The organism is Aeromonas sp. s12 (assembly GCF_040907925.1).
Taxonomy (GTDB): domain Bacteria; phylum Pseudomonadota; class Gammaproteobacteria; order Enterobacterales; family Aeromonadaceae; genus Aeromonas; species Aeromonas veronii.
The window spans coordinates 1-18,350 of record NZ_JBFOCT010000039.1 but is presented as its reverse complement, the minus strand read 5'-3'; the positions used below and the strand labels follow the sequence as shown (position 1 = coordinate 18,350).

The window sequence follows — 18,350 nt, the reverse complement described above, 5'->3', positions numbered from 1 at the left end:
CACCAGTATGCAAGCTGGTGGGCAGAGTTTAAATAGTTCTTTGATCCATCAGGGTTTTATAGCTTGGCCAGCCGCTCGCGGACCTCCATTCTGCGCCCTTCGTCGGCCACTTCGCGACCCGGGCGGGCCGGGGCAGCCAGCGCCTTGTCGAGGTAGGTTTTGGCCTCGGCCTTGCGACCCTGATCCAGCAGGAAGTCACCGTAGAAGAAGTTGGGGTCGATGCCATCGGGATTGATGGCCAGCGCCTGCTTGAGCAGCTGCTCTGCCTTTTCGTCATCGCCAAAGCCGACCGGCCAGCCGGGCACCTGATAGTAGAGGGAGCCCAGACTGGTGTAGGCAGAGCCATCCAGCGCCTTGGGATCCTGCTTGAGCGCCAGCTCCAGCTTGGCCTTGGCCTCTTTCACCAGCCCCAGTGCCCCCAGCCCCCCTTTGGCCCCCGCCCAGGTGCTCTTGACGATGGCCGACCAGATCAGCAGATCGGCGCGAAAAGGCTCCTTGGCGCTGGCCGCTTCGGCCTGGGTGCTCAGGGTTTCGAGGCAGCTCTCTTTCGCCTTGCCGGTCTGTTGATACTGGCAGACGGCCCACTGTTGCTGGATGGGGACGAGGGCATCACCCGCGGCCATGACCGAGGAGGACCCCAGCAGGATGGCGATAGCACAAGAGGTCACTGATTGACGGAAAAAGTTCATATTAATGCTCCTTCTTGGTCGGGATCGGGCGGGACAAGTCTGGTTGTGGCGTACTGTTGGCGCCGGTATCAGCCGTCCCTGGCTGAAGATGACGGGCATAACGTTTGATGAGCGGTAGCTGTCTGGCCAGCGCCTTGTCGACGATGCCGGGCAGCAGGGCATTGAGCCGCACGAACAGTTTTTCCGGCCAGCCGAGCCAGCTGCGGCGGGTTTCGTTGCACAGGGCGATGACCGCCTCTTCGGCCACCTCCTGCGGGCTGTCGGTCTGGGTGCCGAGCGCCGCATTCATCTCGTAGGCGGCCTCAGAATTGAGTTTGGTGCGGGTGGCGCGTGGGGCGAAATGCAGCACCTTGATGCCGCTGCCCTCCAGCTCTCGTCCCAGCGCTTCGCTAAAGCCGCGCAGGGCAAATTTGCTGGCGCAGTAGACGCTGTAACCGGGGTAGCCGATGCTGCCCAGGCTCGACCCCATGTTCATGATGATCCCCGGCTTGCGCATGGTTGGCAGCAGGGCACGGGTGAGCTGGATGGGCGCCTCGATATTGAGCAGCAGCTGGCGCTCCACCTGCTCGAAGCTCTGATCTTCCAGCCAGGCAAACTGGTTGCAGCCAGCGTTGTTGATCAGGATGTCGATCCCGTCCTCCAGCGCTGGGTGTTGCAACAGCTTGGCCCGCTCCTGCGCAGAGCCGAGGTCGGCGAGCACCACCTGATGGCGCTCGGGATGAGGCAGTGACTTGCACAGCCGCTCCAGCGTCGGGCCGCGACGACCGTGCAGCAGCAGGTGTGCCCCTTGGGCCGCCAGCTCCTGTGCCAGCTCCTCACCTATGCCACCGCTGGCGCCGGTGAGCAGCACGAGTTTCCCTTCAAGGTTCATGGTGTGGGTTCCCTTTTTGCTGTCTGCTGATCCGCTGCCAACTTACGGTGTGGCGGTGAGGTTGTAGAGCATCTCGCCGTAGAGGCGGTAGACCACCTTGGCCCCGTGGATGATGGCGGCCTGATCTGCCGGGCTCTCGACCTTATCCATCAAGGATTCAAAGAACTTGAGGTGCTCCTGATCCAGGGCGCCGTGGGAGCTCAGGTAACTCATCGCCTGCGGTGGCAGGCCGAGGCCCTTTTTCAGCTGGTCGGCGACGGTGAGGGCGATGGCGACGCTGGTGCCTTCCAGTACCTGCACCATGCCGAAGAAGCCCATGGGGTTGCCGCGCTGGATCTGGTCATAGAGGAAGGCGACCATCAGCTCGATGGGCAGCCCGGGCTGGCCGTGGCGCACCGCTTCGGCATCACCGTCACAGGCGCGGATATCGTTGAGGATCCACTCCTGATGGCCATACTCCTCGTCGATGTACTCGGCAATGGCACCGCGCACCCACTCGTACTCCTGACCCAGCTTGCCGCCGGTGGCCATCAGCAGCGGAACTGTGTGGCGCACGTGGTAGTAAGCCTGCGCCAGAAAGGCGAGATAGGTGTCACGGCTGATATCGCCACGGCGGCAGGCTTCGATGATGGGGGCGTTGAACAGATGCTCACGCTCCTGAGCAGTGGCTTGTTGCAGAGTCTGGTAGAAGCTCATGACGATTCTCCTGTAAGGCATTGGCTGATTTGCCGGGAAAAGTGTTGGTAAATCTCGTTGCGACGGGGGCGCCCGTTGGCGGTGAGCAGGCCGGGATGCTGGTCGAGTGCCACCGGCAACCAGTGGTGCAGCCGGGCATAATCGGGCAGTCGCTGGTTCAGACCGGCGATCTGGCGGGGCAGATCCGCCTCTTTGCCCGGTAGGGGCTGGATCAGCGCCACGTTGGCAGGCTGACCATCGCCAAACACCACGATGCGGGCGATGGCGGGGCAGAGCTGTGCTTCGGCCTCCACCCACTCCGGCGAGAAGTTGCGGCCAAAGGCGGTGATCTGGACATTCTTCTTGCGCCCGGTGATATGGAGGTAGCCCTCATCATCGAGATGACCCAGATCGCCAGTGGCGATCTGTTCGGGAGTCGGTTCGTTGCTGCCGAGATAGCCCAGCATGGCACTGCCGCTCACCATAATTTCGCCGTCGCTGGCGATGGTGACCTGACAGTGGGGCAGGGGGCGGCCGACGCTGCCGGGCTTGTCAGCATCCAGGCTGTTGAGCGCCACCACGGAGCTGCACTCCGAGAGGCCATATCCCTCATACACCGGCAGGCCGAGCTGGCGGGCATGTTTGATCAGGTCGGGGGCCACCTTGCCGCCACCGACGGCAATAAAGCGCAGGCTCTTGAGCTGTTGGGCCAGCGTCGGGGTGCTGGTGCAGAGCGCCAGCAGCAGGCGCAGCAGTTCGGGCACCAACACCAGACTATGGGTCGACCAGCGCAGCAGGGCTTCTCCCAGCATGGCAGGGTTGAGCGAGCTGGAGCCGGTGAAACCGAGCTCCCCGAGGGACGGAATGCGGCTGCAGGCGCCGGTCAGCAGCGGCACATAGAGGCCGGTGATGTTCTCAAGCAGGGTCGCCAGCGGCAGCAGGGTCAGGTGTTTTTCTACCTTGGCTGGCGCGACTCGCTCGGCCAGCGCATGGCTCACCGCCATCATCTGGGTCAGTGACAGGCAGACGCCCTTGGGCTGGCCCGTGGTACCGGAGGTGTAGGTGATCTTGGCGGTGCCCTTGGGCAGTGCCGGTCGATTAGCCGGTATGTGGCGCCAGAGTGGCAGCTCGCCTGTGATCAGCGAGAGCGGCTCGGCGGCATGCCACCCCTGATGATATGGGCCGACCAGCGCATCGGCGCCGCTGCTCTCCAGCAACCAGGCCTGCTGGGCCTGACTGAAGAAGTGGGGCACCGGTATGACCACGATCCCGGCTTTGGTGCAGGCGAGATCCAGCAGCGCCCAGGGCAGGCCGTTGTCCAGTTGCAGCGCCAGACGGCTGATGTCGAGCTGTTGCAGCTGGCTGGCCAGACGCTGGATCTGTTGCCACAGGGTCTGGTAATCGAGACGTTGCTGGCTGCTCAGCAGCGCTGGGGATTGCGGATCCTCGCGGGCATGTTTGGCGATGGCGTCGAACAGGCTCATTGGGCGCACCTTTTTTGATGGGGTTGGTTATCACTGCTCTTGCCGGCATCGTCAAACAGGGTCGGCATGGGGGCCAGCAGATTGAGCAGCAGGCTGCGCTGGGCCAGCACCTCGCGCCCCTGATTGATGTCGCCCACCATCACCTTGGGTTGGCAACGGTAGTACTCACCCCAGGCGTCGGCGTCGGCTCCTACCTGATGGGCCTGGGCGGGGGCCAGCTCCACCGGATTGAGTTGCAGGCGGGCAAAGCTGTTGCGCAGCTTGGCAGTGCCGGTAAAGACCACGTAGTCGAGGGCGTTTTCACATAGCAGACGACACAGGGCAGCGAACATCAGGCGGGCATTGCCCGGTTCGCTGCAGGCCAGATTGCCCACTTCGATAATGCGGTTGCGTGCCGGGTAGACCCCGAGGCGGGTATTGATGGCGGCCTCGATGGGTTGCTCCAGATACTGTTCCAGATAGAGAGGCCCCTCACTGGCATGATTGAGACCACAGGCACCGACCAGCGTCCCGTCCGCCCGATAGAGCCCCAGCAGACAGGGGAGGAAATGGGGGATGCGGGCGTTGAACTCGAGGGTGTAGGCTGCCTGGATATAGGTTTGCAGCGCCATGACCTGCTGCGGGGACTTGGCTAGCAGCAATCGGTAGGGGGCCTGGATCTCGATGGTCATGGGTGACTCCTTCTCTTGCGATGGTTTGAGAGTAAAAGGGCAAACTTAAGAAACCCTTAAGGAGCAAAAAAAGTTGTCAGCGAGGCAGCGGGCAGGCAATCTGCGCCGCTGTTATCCAACAGGAAGCCCCCAAGAGGAACCGCCATGTCATCCACCGTCAGCTGCCCCCTGTGTGCCAGCCATCGCAGTTATCCTCTGCCGGTGGCGGGCAAGCGCTATCATCGCTGCCTCGCGTGCGAGCTGGTTTGGCTGGATGAGGCCGATCATCTGGATGAGGCGGCGGAGAAGGCGGTCTATGACGGTCACGACAATCGGGTGGATGATCCCCGTTATCGCACTTTTTTGATGCGGGCTTTTGGCGAAGTGCTGGCGCGGGTGCCGCTACCTGCCAGTGGTCTCGATTTTGGCTGCGGTCCCGGCCCCGCGCTGGTGGCGATGGGGCGCGAGGCGGGTTACCAGATGGCGGGGTATGACAAGTTCTACGCAGATTTTCCAGAGTTGCTGACGCGTCAGTATGACTTCATCACCAGTACCGAGGTGATCGAGCATATCGCCGAGCCGCGCATGGTGCTGGCGCAGTTGTGGGATTGCCTCAAGCCTGGCGGCCTGCTGGTGCTGCAGACCCAGCGGGTGCTCAGTGACGAGCGGTTTAAAAACTGGCGCTATCGCCACGACCCGACCCACATCGTCTTCTTTGCCGAGGCATCGTTTCAGGTGCTGGCCGCCAGCTGGCAGGCCGAACTCAGCTTCCCCCACGCCGATGTGGCGGTATTGCAGAAAGGCACGCCCTGAGGCGTGCCTTCGTCTGTTACTCGGCTGTTTCTTGCTCGGGTCTCGGTTACTCCTTGTAGCCCTTGTCCTGCCACTGGTAGTACATCAGGGCAGATTTGACGCCAATTGACTTGAACGGCTCTGGCGGCAGCCACATCGGCAGACTCTGCTCCGCGTGGTTGAACCAGGGGTGCTCCTTGCCTTGATAGAGGCTGGCCACGATGTCGCCAAACAGGAAGGAGAGGTTGATGCCGTGGCCGTTGTAGCCGAGGGCGTAGTAGATGTTCTTGTGCTCCCCCATTACCCCCACCGCTTCGGTGCTGTCGCCGGTCATGCCGAGTACCCCGTCCCACACCTGTTCAAACTTGATCCCCTTGAGGGCCGGATAGAGGGTCACCAGCTCGGTCATCATCATTTCGCTGACCCGGTTAAGATCGCCCTTGTAGTTGAGGCCGTCGTTGAAGACGTACTCGGCATTGCCGCCACCGATGACGATGCGGTTATCCGGGGTCAATACCAGATGGAACAGGATGTTGCGGGTGTCGTAGTAGGGCACCCGACTCTGCCACTGGATGGCGGCCAGCTGCTTTTTGGTGAGCGGCTCGGTGACGGCGCTCTGGGCGTGTACCGGAAAGACCCGGCCGCTGAAGTAGCCAAGCTTGGAGGTGTAGCCGTTGGTCGCCAGCACTATGCTGTCGGCGGTCACCTTGTACTTGTCGGCCACATTGAGCTCGATCTGCTTGCCCTCCTTGATCCCCATTACCGGGCTCTGCTCGTAGATGGTGACGCCCGCCTGCTCCACCGCCTTGCGCAGGGCATTGACCAGTTTCATGGCGTGTACCTGACCGCCATTGGGGTCGTAGACCGCCCCCGCGTAGCGATCGGTGCCGAGTTTTTCCTCTGTGGTATCGGCGTTCCAGTACTGGAGCGGGATGCCGAGGCGATTGGCGGTTTTCACATAGTCGCGGTACTCGGCGATATCCTCCTCATCGAGGATCGCCTCCACATAGCCATCGAGCTTGAGGTCGGCCTCGACGCCGGTTGAGGCGACCAACGCCTGCAGCTTGCGCATGCTGGCGACGGTGAGATCGTAGTGGCGCTTGCTCGCCTCCCCCTCCTCGTAGAGATCCATCACCTCGGAGCCCGGCAACACCATGCCGCCGTTGCGGCCCGAGGCGCCGCTGCCCACCTGCCTGGCTTCGAAGATGGCGATCTTGAGCGACGGATTGGCCTTGGCCAGATGCCAGGCGCTGGAGAGGCCGCTGTAGCCGCCACCTATGATGGCGATATCCACCTTCAGGTCTTGCGCCAGCGGGGCACTCTCCTCTGCCGGTTTCTCCTTGAACCAGTAGCTGGTGTTGGGCTCAAAGTCGCTCGTCTTGGGGCCGCAGGCGGCGAGGAAAAAACAGCTGATGCACATGGTCAACGCTCGTTGGCAAAGGGTGGTCGGATTCATCTTCTACTCCGGTTACAGATACAAAATATCAAATCATTTCATCGGGTTGGGCGGTGTTGACCCGGCGACCTATGTCTCTCAGCCGGGCCAGCTGATCGGCAAGACCGGGCCCCTCATCCAGGCTGGTGACAAAGTTCCAGAGGTAGGTCATCACAGCATAGACATGGCCTGCCGAGACCTGGGGTTGGGCCATCAGCATGGTGATGGCCAGCAGGAACAGCAGGGAGGCGCTGATGCCGACCGCCAGAAAAGCGAGTGCCTCCCGATCCGAAATCCGGATTCGGAGCCAGGCCAGCGCGCGGTAGTGGCGGGCGAGGCTGGCTGATTGGGCATGGGTGACCAGTTTGACCTCGTGTTCCAGCCGATCGTTGAGCCGCTCGTGCAGCAGCTGGTTCTTGCGCGAAAAGCCGGGCAGCAGCAGGCCGAACAGCAGCAATACCCCCATGCAAGCGATGCCGACCCAGAACTCGATCACCATCAGCATCACGGCCGCACCGACGATGGAGATCAGGCTGGTGGCCAGGATCGGGATATGTTTCTCGAAAAAGTCGACAAACTCCCGCGCCAGAGTGACCCGCGCCACTATGGTGGATTGCCCCTCCTGCTGCTGGCGCTGGGTCAGGATCACCGGCACCGCCAGTGCCGCATAGATATGGGTAAAGGTGCGGGTATCGACCGCCCGGCGCAGGGCGCCGATGAGCCAGAACAGCAGCACGATGAGGGCGTAGCTCGAGGCCTGCCACCACTGGCCCTTGACGATGGCGTCGATGGCAAAGCCGGCGAACAGGGGATAAACCACCAGCAGGATGTTTTCGAGGGCCACTAGCGAGAAGGTGCCTGCCAGCTTGAGGGGATTGGCCCGCGCAATCGCCCCCAGCGAACGACCGGCCGAGTGTGGCAACGGCGTGGCCTGCTCGTCGCAACTGGCTGCCGAAGTGGTTGGTATTGTCATGGGTTATCTCCTAAGATGTCGGAAACGCTAAGTTTGAGCGAGTGCTCAAAGTTTGTTTGAGCGACTGCTCAAAGTCAAGCAGATCGATTGATATTGCAGGAGGTCAGATGGCACGCCCATCAGCAGAACAGCGCAAAGAGATGATCATCGAGGCCGTATTGGCCTTGTTTCGGGAGAAGGGGATGGCGGCATCGTCAACCCGTGATATTGCCGAGCGCACCGGTCTGGCGCGCAGTCACGTCTACCACTACTTCAAGGATTGGAAGGAGCTCTGCCTCTGCGCCGTGGAGCGTTTCACCTATCAGGAGATCGCCGAGCAGCGGGAGTGGCTGTTGCCGCTGCCGGCCCGCGAAGCGTTGCCGCTCTTTGTGCGGGACAACCTGCCGACCAGTCAGGATGCCTCCTGGGCCATCTATCTGGATGCCTGGAACGAGTCACTGCGCGACCCGGTATTTGCCGAGAGCTACCGCAAAATCATTCTGGCGTGGCGCGAGGTGCTGGAGCAGATTCTGCAAAAGGGGATCGACAGCGGCGAGTTTGTGGCGGGCGATGCCCGGCGACTGGCGCGCCAGATCACCTCCCTCATCAACGGCTATGCCGATGACCTCATTCTGGAGCCGACCCCCGAGACGGTAGAGGCCACTTATCAAGAGATCATGCTGGTGGTGAATCAGCTGGTCTTGCCCCCGGCCCACTCATAGCGGCGCAGGCAAAAAAAAGGGTGGGGAGGCATGCCAGCGTGGTGCCTCCCCCGGTTTTGTTGGCTATCAGCCGGGCGCGCGATAGCCAGATACCAGGGAGCGGTTGTTGATGTCGATTACCCATTTGTCACTGCAAGATGCCCGTCATCTGCAACTGGCGGCGCAGGGGCTGCTTGCCCCCCGTCGCAGCAAGGCGACCCCGGCCGATCTGCTGGCCACCATCCGCCGCATGGCGCTGCTGCAAATAGACACCATCTCGGTGGTAGCGCGCAGTCCCTATCTGGTGCTCTTTAGCCGTCTCGGCCAGTACGAACCTCGCTGGCTGGAGCAGTTGCTGGCCGACGGCGAGATCTTCGAATATTGGGCCCACGAGGCCTGTTTCGTTCCCCGTGAAGATTACCGGCTGCTGCGCCACCGGATGCTCGATCCCGCCGCCATGGGCTGGAAGTTTTCGGCCAACTGGCTCGCTACCCATCAGCAGGAGATTGGCCAGCTTATCGAGCGCATTCGTCAGCACGGCCCGGTGCGGGCGGCTGACTTTGAACGCACAACCGGCAAGGGGAATGGCTGGTGGGACTGGAAGCCGGATAAGCGCCATCTGGAGGTATTGTTTACCAGCGGTCAGCTGATGGTGCGGGAGCGACGCAACTTTCAACGGGTCTATGACTTGGCCGAGCGGGTCATCCCCGAGTGGCGTGACGAGCGGGATCTGCCGAGCGTCGAGCAGGCGCAGCGGGATATGGTGCGCGCCAGTTGCCGGGCGTTGGGGCTGGTCAAAACTGGCTGGGTGGCGGACTACTATCGGCTGCGACGCGGCAAATACGACGCCCTGCTCCATCAACTGGCGGACGAGGGGGAGCTGTTGCCGGTACGAGTGGAGGGATGGCAGCACGGCGCCTTTGTGCACGCCTCGCTGGCTGATGAGCTGGCAAGGGCACAGGCGGGCACCCTCAAGGCAACCCATACCACCGTCTTGTCGCCGTTCGATCCGCTGGTGTGGGATCGCAAGCGAGCCAAGGATCTGTTCAACTTCGACTATCGCATCGAGTGCTATACCCCGGCGCCGAAGCGTCAGTACGGTTACTTCGTGTTGCCCTTGCTCCATCGCGGCAAGCTGGTGGGCAGGATGGATGCCAAGGCCTATCGCCAGCAGGGGATCTTCGAGATCAAGAGCCTCTATCTGGAAGCCGGGGTGAGAGTGACCCGCCAGCTTGCGCAGGATCTGGCGAAAGCCCTGCAAAAGTTGGCTGACTGGCACCAGACGCCGCAGCTTCGTTATGGTGCCATTCCGGCCAATTTGCTGGCGTTGTGGCATGAAAGCGCCCCTGCAAAGTGAGCAAAATCCCTTCTGGGCTAAGCTGCAAGAGGGATCAACAGTCCGGGAGCGGGAGATGAAACGAGTGGCAACATGGTGGGCGGGATTGGCGATGGCCATCTTGTCCCCCGCGCTATGGGGGCAAGAGCCGCCAGTGAAGATCTGTCTGGGGGAGGGCAACGAGTGGGCCCCCTTTACCTACTGGGAGCGCAAGGACGGGGTGCCCGATACCAGCCGCCTGACCGGTTCGGCGACAACGCTGGTACTCGATGCCCTGCAACAGAGCGGGCTCTCGCACCAGATCCGCTATCTGCCCTGGGCGCGGGTGCAGCAGGAGCTGGCGGATTATCGCCAGAATGGTCTGTGCGAGCTGACCTGGGATGCCAGCTACAAGCCGGAGCGGGCCGAGTTTGCCTTCTACAGCGTTCCCCTCTACTACACCCACCTCGGTTTCTTCTATCTCAAGCGCCGCTACCCCGAACCGCCGGATCTGCAGACGGTCAATCGTTCCCGGGTGTGCGGGGTGATTGGCTACAACTACACACCCTACGGGCTTGCGCAGGAGCCACGCCGGGTCAAGCAGTTGCAGCAGGCGCTCGATATGCTGGAGCGGGATCGCTGCGACTTTCTGCCAAGCGAAATCGAACCTCTGGTGGCAGGCATCAGCCTTGGCATCTACCGCAGCGAGAGCGGGTTGCTCAATCTCGCCCTGCCCAGCCGCAAGGGATTCTATCTGCTGGTGAGCAAGGGCTCCCCTCGCGGTCACCAGCTGGTGAACATCCTCAATCAGTCGCTGGTGGCGTTTCAGGAAGGGGGGCATACGGATGAGGTGATGCGCCGCTTCTTGCCGCCGATGGAGTAATAGCGAAGGGTTGCTGTCATTCAGGGGGAGCAGATAAACAGAGGGCCAGCAGGTGCAAACCGGCTGGCCCTTTTTTACGTGAGAGCTTGTCAGTCTGCCAGACGGGTCAGTACCTTCACCAGCAGCTCGATGCGCGGGGCAATGCTGGCCAGATCCAGATACTCCTCGTCACTGTGGAAACCGGCACCGATGGGGCCCAGACCATCCAGAGTGGGAATGCCGAGGGCGGCGGTCAGGTTGGCATCGGAGCCGCCCCCCACCTCCTGCCAGCTGATTGGCAGTCCCAGTTCGGCGCCACACTCCTCCACCAGCTGCATCAGCGCCAGAGTGCCTTCTGATGGCACCATGGCCGGTTTGTGGGCCTCGCGGGTCAGCTGGATGGTGACGCCGTCCAGATGCGGCCGCTCGGCCAGGGTCAGCAGATGATCGTTGATCTGGTGGTACTCCTGATTGTCCCAGAAGCGGACGTCTACCACGGCGCTGGCATGTGCCGGCACTATGTTGGCGCCATTGCCCCCCTCGACAATGCCGATGTTGAGGGTGGTGCCGCTATCGAAGTTGGTCAGGGCGTTGATGGCCAGGATCCAGTGGCCCAGCTCGGTGATGGCGCTGCGCCCCTTCTGCGGTTCGTTGCCCGCGTGGGCTGCCTTGCCGGTGAAGTCGATGCGATAACGGGCCATCCCCTTGCGCGCCTTGACCAGCGAGCCATCGGCGCGGGCTGCTTCGGCCACCAGCACCTGTTTTACCTGTTTGGCCACCGTTGCCAGCCAGTCACTGGAGTGGAGGGAACCGATCTCCTCGTCCGGGTTCATGCAGACGCAGATGCTCAGGCGATCGCGCACCTCGCGGGGCAGTTCACGCAGGGCATAGACGATGTTGAGCAGGCCGGATTTCATGTCGGAGACACCGGGGCCGTAAGCGCGCTCACCATCTACGCTCATCGGGCGGGCGGCGGCGGTGCCGAGGGGAAAGACGGTATCCATATGGCCGATCAGCATTACATCGATCTGCGTCGCATCAGGCTGGTTGCGGATCTCCAGTCCCACACCGGCTGCGCCACAGTCGACCCGCTTGATCTGCCAGCCGCCCATCGCCTCATATTTGGCCGCCATCAGGTCGGCCACTGCCGCAATGCCCGGTTGGTGCAGGGATCCGCAATCCAGATTGATCAGCGGGGCCAGTTCGGTCAGGTATTGATCCAGAGAAAAAGTCATTGCTTGCTCCACTATCAGGTTCGGGTCAGAGAAGGATGTTCATCACCAACATGGCGCCGAAGGCGTTGAGTACCGAGATGGCGACCATGATGGGGATATAACGCCCTTCGGTGCCGATACAGCCGAGGATGCGGCCCATGTACTGCACCTGGGAGCCCATCAGGTAGATGGCTGGCGCCAGAATGGCGATGTGAGTGCCGTTGAGGATCCCCTGATCGAACAGGGTGATGACCACACCGACTGCGCCCCCCATCGACATCCAGGCGCCGATCAGCACGGCTGCCGCCTCACCGGGCAACCCGAAGATGGCCATGACAGGGGAGAAGATGGCGCCCATGGCATCCAGCGCGCCGGTGATCTGCAGCGCTTTGATGATGACGAAGGCCATCAGTACGTTGGGAACGGTGGAGGTGGTGGCGATGACCCAGCCCTTCTTGGCCCCTTCGACGAAGATATCGGTGACGATGGGTTTCTTGATGTTGGCCTGGCTCATTTGGCTTGCTCCTGAGTGTTGAGAGTCTGCTGAGTGTTGTTATCCGTCTGCTTGCCTTCGCTCATATTGAGGTAGACCCGGAACAGGTTTGCCCCGACAAATTTGAAGGCGAACATCACGATGACAGCCAGACCGATGGAAGAGCTGACCGCCGGGCTGCCATCCGCCAGCGTCAGGGTGAACAGCACGGCGCCGGAGGAGAAGAAGTTGACGATGGTGGCACCAGCGGAGAACTGGAACATGGTGAACACATCGGTTTCACGCTTGGTGATGAGCCCTTCATCCTTGAGCTGACGGGTCATGGCGGCACCGGCATCGGTACTCTGCAGGGAGGCGATAAGGGCGAGGCCGGTGTTGCCCGGGATCCCCATCAGCGGACGCAGCAGCGGGGTCAGCAACTTGCGGGCCGCTTCCAGCGCGCCGTAGTGCTCCAGCACATTGATCATGCCGAGGGCAAACATCACGGTGGGGATCAGGGTCAGGGCAAACAAAAAGCCATCGCGAGCCCCGTTGCCCCCCTTGCCACGCATGTCGGTCATGGCGGTCTTGATGCCGTCACCATTCTCGCTGACGCTCTGGACCATGGTACCGAACGAACCGTTCAGCGTGGTGAAATCGAATACCCCGTACCACTCGCCGGATTGCAACAGTCCGGAGAAGAAGACCACGGCGAAGGCCAGTGCCAGGTAACTGCCTATGCTCACCGAGCGTGTTTTGTCTGTCATTAGTTAGCTCCATATGAATAATTATTTAATCTGAATAATTATAATTGATATGGATGTCACTAAATTGATGGTGGTCAAAATGGTTTACTACAAATGACGAATGTATTGGGGTTATGTGACTGTGATCGCCATATGCTTGGACGATAATCTGGTTTTTATTGAATTGTTTGAGTGAATAAAAAGCAGGGGCGGGATAGCGGGACAATAAAAAACCGGGCACGAGGCCCGGTTTGGTCAATCAGTCAGATGTGATTACTGGAGTACCAGCACCATCAGCAAGCCGACGCTAATGGCAGATACCAGGAAGGCAAAGCCATAGAAAACATAGTGGTGCAGCTTGGTGGTGTGGATCCCCAGATCGTGCAGACCGTGGTAGATACGGTGCATACCGTGCCAGACTGGCAGGGCGATGATCACCAGCAGGATGCAGGCACCCCACCAGGAGCTGGCGAACGCGTGCACGCGGTCATAGCTCATGGTTTCCACGTCCATGATGCCCATGGGCACCAGCAGACCGGTGATGAGGACAATGACCGGCAGCAGCATGGCAACGACCATGCCACCCGCACCAAACAGACCCCAGTAAATTGGTTCGTCAGAACGTCTCATTGTTTTCTCCTCAGGCCACGATGATCAGGACAAGCAGGGACACCACCGCCAGCGCCACATACTGGGCGAGAACGATCGGCTTCTCCGGTACCAGGTCTTCACCACGGAAGATACGCATGGCTTTCGGCGCCAGGGCGAACCAGGTTTTGGCATGGAACAGGCACGCCGCGAGAGCGACGACATGGAACAGGATGGCGATCGGGCTTTGCAGGGATTCCAGCCAGCCGTTGAACGCTTCCTGACCCTGAACCAGGCGCATCAGGCCCCACATCAGCACAACGGCGTAGATGGAGACGAAGATACTGGTGCCTTCACGGATCATGTAACCGGTGTAGAAGGCGTTCTTCAGCCACCAGTCTTTCTTCATTTCGCGGACGTAAGGTTTACGTTTGCTATCAGTGTTGTTCATGGTCTCAATCCTGCTCTCAATCTGGCTTGAACATGGCGATCATGTAGTCCTTGGCGCTTTCGACCTTGCCAAGCTGGATGGCCGCTGCCGGATCGACGCCCTTCGGGCACACTTCGGAGCAGTAGCCCACGAAGGTACAGCCCCAGACGCCTTCGTCCTGGCTGATGATGCGCATACGCTCTTTGGCGCCAGCATCACGGTTGTCGACGTTGTAGCGATAGGCCAGAGCCAGTGCCGCCGGGCCGGTGAACTTCTTGTTGATGCCGTACTGCGGGCAGGCCGCGTAGCAGAGACCACAGTTGATGCACTGGGAGAACTGCTTGTACTGCGCCATCTGGGCCGGCGTCTGGATGTACTCGCCATCACACAGGCTGCGCGGCTCGCTCGGGATGATGTACGGCTTGATGCTCTCCAGCTTCTCGATGAAGTCGGACATGTCGACCACCAGATCGCGCTCGATCGGGAAGTTGTTGAGCGGCTCGACGGTCATCTTGCCCGGCAGATAGTCGCGCAGGAACGCCTTGCAACCCAGCTTGGGCACACCGTTGACCATCATGCCGCAAGAGCCGCAGATCGCCATCCGGCAGGACCAGCGGAAGCTCAGGGTAGAGTCCAGGTGATCCTTGATGTACTGCAGGGCGTCCAGCAGAGACATCTCTCTCTGGTATGGCACCTGGAAGGTTTGCATCCAGGGCTCGTTATCCTGTTCCGGACGGTAGCGCAGGATCTCAATTTCAATCATCTCAGCCATTCTTCTTAGCCTCGTCTTGTTTCTCACCCTCGGAGCCGTACACGCGTTTTGCCGGCTGGGACTTAGTGATCTTCACATCGGAGTAATCGATGGAGGGCGTTTCGCCATTTTTGTAGAACGAGAGCGTGTGCTTGAGGAAGTTCACGTCATCGCGCTCTTCGTAACCATCCAGACGCTGGTGGGAACCGCGGGACTCTTTACGATTGATAGCGGAGTGCGCCATGGCTTCAGCCACGTCCAGCATGTAGCCCAGTTCGATGGCGTACAGCAGATCGGTGTTGAAGACAGAGGACTTGTCGTTGATTTTGACCTTTTTGTAACGGGCTTTCAGCTCGTTGATCTTGTCGATGGTGCCCTGCATCAGCTCTTCGGTACGGTAGATACCGACACCGGCTTCCATGGACATGCCCAGCTCGTTGCGGATATCGGCCGGGTTTTCGGTACCGTCTATGTCCATCAGGGAGAGGTGCTGCTTGATGAGCGCCTCGGCCTTGGCGGCCAGCGCTTCGGTGTTGCCATGCTTCTGAGTCTTGGCAAATTCACCTGCCTGCTCACCGGCCAGCTTGCCGAATACCACGATCTCGGACAGGGAGTTGGAACCCAGACGGTTGGCACCGTGCAGACCGACGGAGGCACATTCGCCCGCGGCGTAGAGGCCGGGCAGACGGGTGGCACACTTGTTGTCAGTCTCGATACCACCCATGGTGTAGTGGGCAGTCGGACGTACCGGGATAGGCTCTTTGGCCGGATCCACGTTGACGTAGGCTTTGGCCAGTTCGCAGATGAACGGCAGACGCTCTTTCAGGTACTTCTCGCCAAGGTGACGCAGGTCGAGGTGAACCACATCGCCCATCGGGCCCTGAATGACGCGGCCTTTCTGCTGCTCTTGCCAGAATGCCTGGGAAACGCGGTCGCGCGGACCCAGCTCCATGTATTTGCTCTTCGGCTGGCCAATCGGGGTTTCCGGGCCCAAGCCGTAGTCTTGCAGGTAGCGGTAGCCATCCTTGTTCAACAGGACGCCACCCTCACCACGACAACCTTCGGTCATCAGGATGCCGGTGCCCGGCAGACCGGTCGGGTGATACTGGACAAACTCCATATCACGCAGCGGTACGCCGTGACGGTAGGCCAGTGCCATGCCGTCGCCGGTGACGATGCCACCGTTGGTGTTGTAGCGGTAGACACGGCCAGCACCGCCGGTTGCCACGATCACGGATTTGGCCTGGATGAAGCGGGTGATACCGTTCTGGATGTCGAAGGTCAGTACGCCCTGAACGCGGCCGTCGTCCACGATCAGATCAAGACAGAAATGCTCGTCGAAGCGCTTGATGCTCGGGTATTTGACGGAGGTCTGGAACAGGGTGTGCAGAATATGGAAACCGGACTTGTCTGCGGCGAACCAGGTACGGGGAACCTTCATGCCACCAAACGGACGCACGTTGGCTTTGCCATCCGGCTTGCGGCTCCAGGGGCAACCCCAGTGCTCCAGCTGGATCATCTCTTTGGTCGCGTTGTTGACGAAGTATTCCACTACGTCCTGCTCGCACAGCCAGTCACCACCGGAGACGGTGTCGTTGAAGTGGTTTTCGAGGGAGTCGTCATCACGGACGACACCGGCGGCGCCGCCTTCGGCAGCAACCGTGTGGCTGCGCATCGGGTAAACCTTGGAAATCAGGGCGATGTCCAGGTCTGGCTGTGATTCGGCTATAGCGATAGCGGCGCGTAAGCCGGTACCGCCAGCACCGATGATGGCCACATCGGTCTTGATAATATCCACATCTGCCTCCTTAGGGATAGATTTGCTGGGCACGATTTTGCTCTATGAAAAAAATTCAGGCTTGATGCAAGTCAAACTGCTAGGTTTTATTCCCTTTTTATTGGTTATTTTTCTATAAAACACCCAAATCCCTGGATGAAAATGTCGTTATTATCGTCATTTTTTGGTGTTACTGAGCAGTTGAACACCTAGCTACGAGCACTTTAACTTCTGGATTGTACGTAGTTTTCTTTCAATAAAATGCGAATCACCTCTCTTTTTAGGTACTCGCGAAAAAAATTTTAAGTTTTTTATTGTAATTTTTTAATGAGAATTATTGGCATTTATCTATTCGGATAGAAATAGGTAATCCGAAATGCTGCAGTGACCACGGCGGTGATCTGATAATTCCAGGCGAATTACAAGGATTTCAAGGCGGGGTATTTGGCAGGTAATGTGAGATTACTCACTGAAAATTAAGCGCTATTTAGAAAAATAAAAGGGGCCTGTACGGCCCCTTTTGCTCATGCTCAAATGCGGAACATGCCGACCTGATTGCTCAGTTCACCCGAAATATTTTTAAGTTGTTCAGAGAGATGGCGTGAGCTGTCAGCATCCACTGCCAGTTCGTCCGAGACATCTTTCACTGCCTGAATGTTGCGACTTACTTCGTCGGTGACGGCCCGCTGCTCTTCAGCCGCGCTGGAGATCTGGGTCGCCATGTCGGAGATCTGGTTGATCGAGGTGGTGATCTGTTCCAGCGCATGGGTGGCGTTGTTGGCGTCATCCACGCTGTTCTGGGCCAGCAGCTGGCCTTCGTGCATGGTACTGACCGCTCCCTGGGTATTGCGTTGCAGGGTTTCGATCATATTGCGGATCTCGACGGTGGAGCTGTGGGTACGCTGTGACAGGACGCGCACCTCGTCGGCAACCACCGCAAAGCCGCGACCCTGTTCACCGGCACGGGCCGCTTCGATGGCGGCGTTGAGTGCCAGCAGGTTGGTCTGCTCGGCGATGCCCTGAATGGTGGAGAGGATGGTGTTGATCTCCTGAGCGTTTTTCTCCAGTTCCTGAATGATGTTGGAGGCCTGTTCCACCTGGGTGGCCAGATCGGTGATGGAGCGCTGGTTGCGGGCGATCACCTGCTTGCCATGCTCGCAACTGCTGGAGGAGCTGCGGGCCGCTTCGGCGGTCTGCTCGGCGTTGCTGGCGACCTCGACTGCGGTGGCTGACATCTCGTGTACCGCAGTGGCGATCTGGGAGATCTCGTTTTGCTGGCGTGCCAGCCCCTGATTGGCCTTCTCCGCCATGCTGTGGGAGGACTTGGCCTGCTGGTTGAGCTGGCCGGAGGAGTTGGAGATATCCTGCACCATCACATGGATCCGCTCGATGAAGGTGTTGACGTGTTTGGCAACCGCGCCTACTTCATCCTCACGTTCAATCTTGATGCGGCGAGTGAGATCGCCGTTGCCACGGGAGAGATCGGCAATCGCTTCGCCCAGGGTTTTCAGAGGGGCCAGCGAGCCGTTGATGGCGACATAGGAGAAGCCAGCCACGATCAATATGGTGATAAGTCCCTGAATAAGTGAGGAGGTGACCATGCGGCGTACCGACTGGTAAGCGGTTTCGTCATCCACCATCATGCCGTAATACCAATTGGTGTTGGGGATCGCGTTAAAGTCAAAGACCTCTTTCTTACCGCTGATCACCAGCTCGTTGATCGTACCGTCATGAGCGATCTGATTGATGTAAGACGCGGTCAACTCGGGGGCTAGCGTTGTGGCGGGTTTCAGACTCAGGGAGGCATCGGGGTGGGCGATGATGGTGCCGTTGCTGTCGACCAGAATGGCGTAAGTCCCCTCGGTAGTGACCGTCAGAATGTCCGAGATAAGGGCGCTGATAGAGACATCTCCGGCGATAACCCCCTGGGTGTTGCCACGCTGGAA

Annotated in this window: 19 protein-coding genes; 4 read left to right on the top strand and 15 right to left on the bottom strand. The window is 59.9% G+C overall.

Translation table 11 applies throughout. The features are described from left to right. Positions 1-56: 56 nt before the first annotated feature. From AB5Y67_RS20245 to AB5Y67_RS20225, 5 genes are all read right to left on the bottom strand, one after another. Positions 57-623, bottom strand: a complete 567-nt coding sequence (locus tag AB5Y67_RS20245; protein ID WP_234915135.1) for a tetratricopeptide repeat protein — start codon at positions 621-623, stop codon at positions 57-59. Positions 624-690: 67 nt separating this feature from the next. Next, the gene (locus tag AB5Y67_RS20240; RefSeq protein ID WP_199427320.1) at positions 691-1,560 is read right to left on the bottom strand and encodes an SDR family oxidoreductase; all 870 of its coding nucleotides are present in this window, start codon (positions 1,558-1,560) and stop codon (positions 691-693) included. 42 nt (positions 1,561-1,602) lie between these two features. Then, positions 1,603-2,256, bottom strand: a complete 654-nt coding sequence (locus AB5Y67_RS20235) for a TenA family transcriptional regulator (protein WP_368208066.1) — start codon at positions 2,254-2,256, stop codon at positions 1,603-1,605. Further along, positions 2,253-3,719, bottom strand: a complete 1,467-nt coding sequence (locus AB5Y67_RS20230; protein ID WP_199427319.1) for an AMP-dependent synthetase/ligase — start codon at positions 3,717-3,719, stop codon at positions 2,253-2,255. Before AB5Y67_RS20230 ends, AB5Y67_RS20235 begins: the two co-directional genes overlap by 4 nt. Then, on the bottom strand, positions 3,716-4,390 hold the full coding sequence (locus AB5Y67_RS20225) for a thermostable hemolysin (protein ID WP_100645294.1): 675 nt from the start codon (positions 4,388-4,390) through the stop codon (positions 3,716-3,718). Before AB5Y67_RS20225 ends, AB5Y67_RS20230 begins: the two co-directional genes overlap by 4 nt. A 144-nt stretch (positions 4,391-4,534) precedes the next feature. Here AB5Y67_RS20225 and AB5Y67_RS20220 point away from each other — a divergent pair, with 144 nt between their 5' ends. Then, positions 4,535-5,182 (top strand): class I SAM-dependent methyltransferase, encoded by a 648-nt coding sequence (locus AB5Y67_RS20220; protein WP_199427318.1) that lies wholly within the window; start codon positions 4,535-4,537, stop codon positions 5,180-5,182. Between the two features lie 46 nt (positions 5,183-5,228). Here the strand turns inward: AB5Y67_RS20220 and AB5Y67_RS20215 are convergent, their stop codons facing one another. Together AB5Y67_RS20215 and AB5Y67_RS20210 are read right to left on the bottom strand one after the other, a co-directional pair. Then, on the bottom strand, positions 5,229-6,617 hold the full coding sequence (locus AB5Y67_RS20215) for an FAD-binding oxidoreductase (protein ID WP_199427317.1): 1,389 nt from the start codon (positions 6,615-6,617) through the stop codon (positions 5,229-5,231). 28 nt (positions 6,618-6,645) lie between these two features. Further along, a complete protein-coding gene (locus AB5Y67_RS20210; protein WP_199427316.1) occupies positions 6,646-7,569 on the bottom strand; it encodes an ABC transporter six-transmembrane domain-containing protein in 924 nt (307 codons plus the stop codon). Between the two features lie 107 nt (positions 7,570-7,676). On the opposite strand from AB5Y67_RS20210, the gene AB5Y67_RS20205 reads away from it, so the two are divergent. The 3 genes from AB5Y67_RS20205 to AB5Y67_RS20195 all read left to right on the top strand — a co-directional run bounded on the left by AB5Y67_RS20205 (position 7,677) and on the right by AB5Y67_RS20195 (position 10,447). Then, complete coding sequence (locus tag AB5Y67_RS20205; protein ID WP_005335070.1) at positions 7,677-8,270, top strand: TetR/AcrR family transcriptional regulator; 594 nt, start codon at positions 7,677-7,679, stop codon at positions 8,268-8,270. A 109-nt stretch (positions 8,271-8,379) separates the two neighbouring features. Beyond that, the gene (locus tag AB5Y67_RS20200; protein ID WP_199427315.1) at positions 8,380-9,606 is read left to right on the top strand and encodes a winged helix-turn-helix domain-containing protein; all 1,227 of its coding nucleotides are present in this window, start codon (positions 8,380-8,382) and stop codon (positions 9,604-9,606) included. A gap of 91 nt (positions 9,607-9,697) precedes the next feature. Beyond that, the gene (locus tag AB5Y67_RS20195) at positions 9,698-10,447 is read left to right on the top strand and encodes an ABC transporter substrate-binding protein (RefSeq protein ID WP_103250772.1); all 750 of its coding nucleotides are present in this window, start codon (positions 9,698-9,700) and stop codon (positions 10,445-10,447) included. An 89-nt stretch (positions 10,448-10,536) separates the two neighbouring features. Here AB5Y67_RS20195 and AB5Y67_RS20190 read toward each other — a convergent pair whose 3' ends face one another. The 8 genes from AB5Y67_RS20190 to AB5Y67_RS20155 form a co-directional block, all read right to left on the bottom strand. After that, positions 10,537-11,661, bottom strand: a complete 1,125-nt coding sequence (locus AB5Y67_RS20190; RefSeq protein WP_199427314.1) for a M20 family metallopeptidase — start codon at positions 11,659-11,661, stop codon at positions 10,537-10,539. A gap of 25 nt (positions 11,662-11,686) precedes the next feature. Beyond that, positions 11,687-12,154, bottom strand: a complete 468-nt coding sequence (locus AB5Y67_RS20185) for a YjiG family protein (RefSeq protein WP_005335063.1) — start codon at positions 12,152-12,154, stop codon at positions 11,687-11,689. After that, the gene (locus AB5Y67_RS20180; RefSeq protein WP_005335061.1) at positions 12,151-12,879 is read right to left on the bottom strand and encodes a nucleoside recognition domain-containing protein; all 729 of its coding nucleotides are present in this window, start codon (positions 12,877-12,879) and stop codon (positions 12,151-12,153) included. The genes AB5Y67_RS20185 and AB5Y67_RS20180 overlap by 4 nt, the downstream gene beginning before the upstream one ends. 252 nt (positions 12,880-13,131) lie before the next feature. Then, entirely contained in the window at positions 13,132-13,488 is a 357-nt protein-coding gene (gene frdD, locus AB5Y67_RS20175; protein WP_005335059.1) for a fumarate reductase subunit FrdD, read from the bottom strand. Positions 13,489-13,498: 10 nt separating this feature from the next. Continuing rightward, complete coding sequence (locus AB5Y67_RS20170) at positions 13,499-13,897, bottom strand: hypothetical protein (protein ID WP_005335058.1); 399 nt, start codon at positions 13,895-13,897, stop codon at positions 13,499-13,501. 16 nt (positions 13,898-13,913) lie between these two features. Further along, positions 13,914-14,648 carry a succinate dehydrogenase/fumarate reductase iron-sulfur subunit gene (locus AB5Y67_RS20165; RefSeq protein ID WP_005335057.1) on the bottom strand — a complete coding sequence of 245 codons (735 nt, stop codon included), beginning with the start codon at positions 14,646-14,648 and terminating at the stop codon, positions 13,914-13,916. Further along, positions 14,641-16,425, bottom strand: a complete 1,785-nt coding sequence (gene frdA / locus AB5Y67_RS20160; RefSeq protein WP_047437968.1) for a fumarate reductase (quinol) flavoprotein subunit — start codon at positions 16,423-16,425, stop codon at positions 14,641-14,643. The genes AB5Y67_RS20165 and frdA overlap by 8 nt, the downstream gene beginning before the upstream one ends. A gap of 509 nt (positions 16,426-16,934) precedes the next feature. Continuing rightward, a partial coding sequence (locus AB5Y67_RS20155) for a methyl-accepting chemotaxis protein (RefSeq protein ID WP_368208065.1) occupies positions 16,935-18,350 on the bottom strand: 1,416 nt, incomplete at its 5' end.

Excerpts from the sequence above, each read along its gene's own strand:
- AB5Y67_RS20240 (WP_199427320.1), bottom strand. The coding sequence starts at position 1,560 with ATGAACCTTGAAGGGAAACTCGTGCTGCTCACCGGCGCCAGCGGTGGC.
- AB5Y67_RS20185 (WP_005335063.1), bottom strand. The coding sequence starts at position 12,154 with ATGAGCCAGGCCAACATCAAGAAACCCATCGTCACCGATATCTTCGTC.
- AB5Y67_RS20245 (WP_234915135.1), bottom strand. The coding sequence starts at position 623 with ATGGCCGCGGGTGATGCCCTCGTCCCCATCCAGCAACAGTGGGCCGTC.
- AB5Y67_RS20165 (WP_005335057.1), bottom strand. The coding sequence starts at position 14,648 with ATGGCTGAGATGATTGAAATTGAGATCCTGCGCTACCGTCCGGAACAG.
- AB5Y67_RS20215 (WP_199427317.1), bottom strand. The coding sequence starts at position 6,617 with ATGAATCCGACCACCCTTTGCCAACGAGCGTTGACCATGTGCATCAGC.
- AB5Y67_RS20225 (WP_100645294.1), bottom strand. The coding sequence starts at position 4,390 with ATGACCATCGAGATCCAGGCCCCCTACCGATTGCTGCTAGCCAAGTCC.
- AB5Y67_RS20205 (WP_005335070.1), top strand. The coding sequence starts at position 7,677 with ATGGCACGCCCATCAGCAGAACAGCGCAAAGAGATGATCATCGAGGCC.
- AB5Y67_RS20235 (WP_368208066.1), bottom strand. The coding sequence starts at position 2,256 with ATGAGCTTCTACCAGACTCTGCAACAAGCCACTGCTCAGGAGCGTGAG.
- AB5Y67_RS20170 (WP_005335058.1), bottom strand. The coding sequence starts at position 13,897 with ATGAACAACACTGATAGCAAACGTAAACCTTACGTCCGCGAAATGAAG.
- AB5Y67_RS20195 (WP_103250772.1), top strand. The coding sequence starts at position 9,698 with ATGGCCATCTTGTCCCCCGCGCTATGGGGGCAAGAGCCGCCAGTGAAG.
- AB5Y67_RS20210 (WP_199427316.1), bottom strand. The coding sequence starts at position 7,569 with ATGACAATACCAACCACTTCGGCAGCCAGTTGCGACGAGCAGGCCACG.
- AB5Y67_RS20230 (WP_199427319.1), bottom strand. The coding sequence starts at position 3,719 with ATGAGCCTGTTCGACGCCATCGCCAAACATGCCCGCGAGGATCCGCAA.
- AB5Y67_RS20200 (WP_199427315.1), top strand. The coding sequence starts at position 8,380 with ATGTCGATTACCCATTTGTCACTGCAAGATGCCCGTCATCTGCAACTG.
- AB5Y67_RS20220 (WP_199427318.1), top strand. The coding sequence starts at position 4,535 with ATGTCATCCACCGTCAGCTGCCCCCTGTGTGCCAGCCATCGCAGTTAT.
- frdD (WP_005335059.1), bottom strand. The coding sequence starts at position 13,488 with ATGAGACGTTCTGACGAACCAATTTACTGGGGTCTGTTTGGTGCGGGT.
- AB5Y67_RS20180 (WP_005335061.1), bottom strand. The coding sequence starts at position 12,879 with ATGACAGACAAAACACGCTCGGTGAGCATAGGCAGTTACCTGGCACTG.
- AB5Y67_RS20190 (WP_199427314.1), bottom strand. The coding sequence starts at position 11,661 with ATGACTTTTTCTCTGGATCAATACCTGACCGAACTGGCCCCGCTGATC.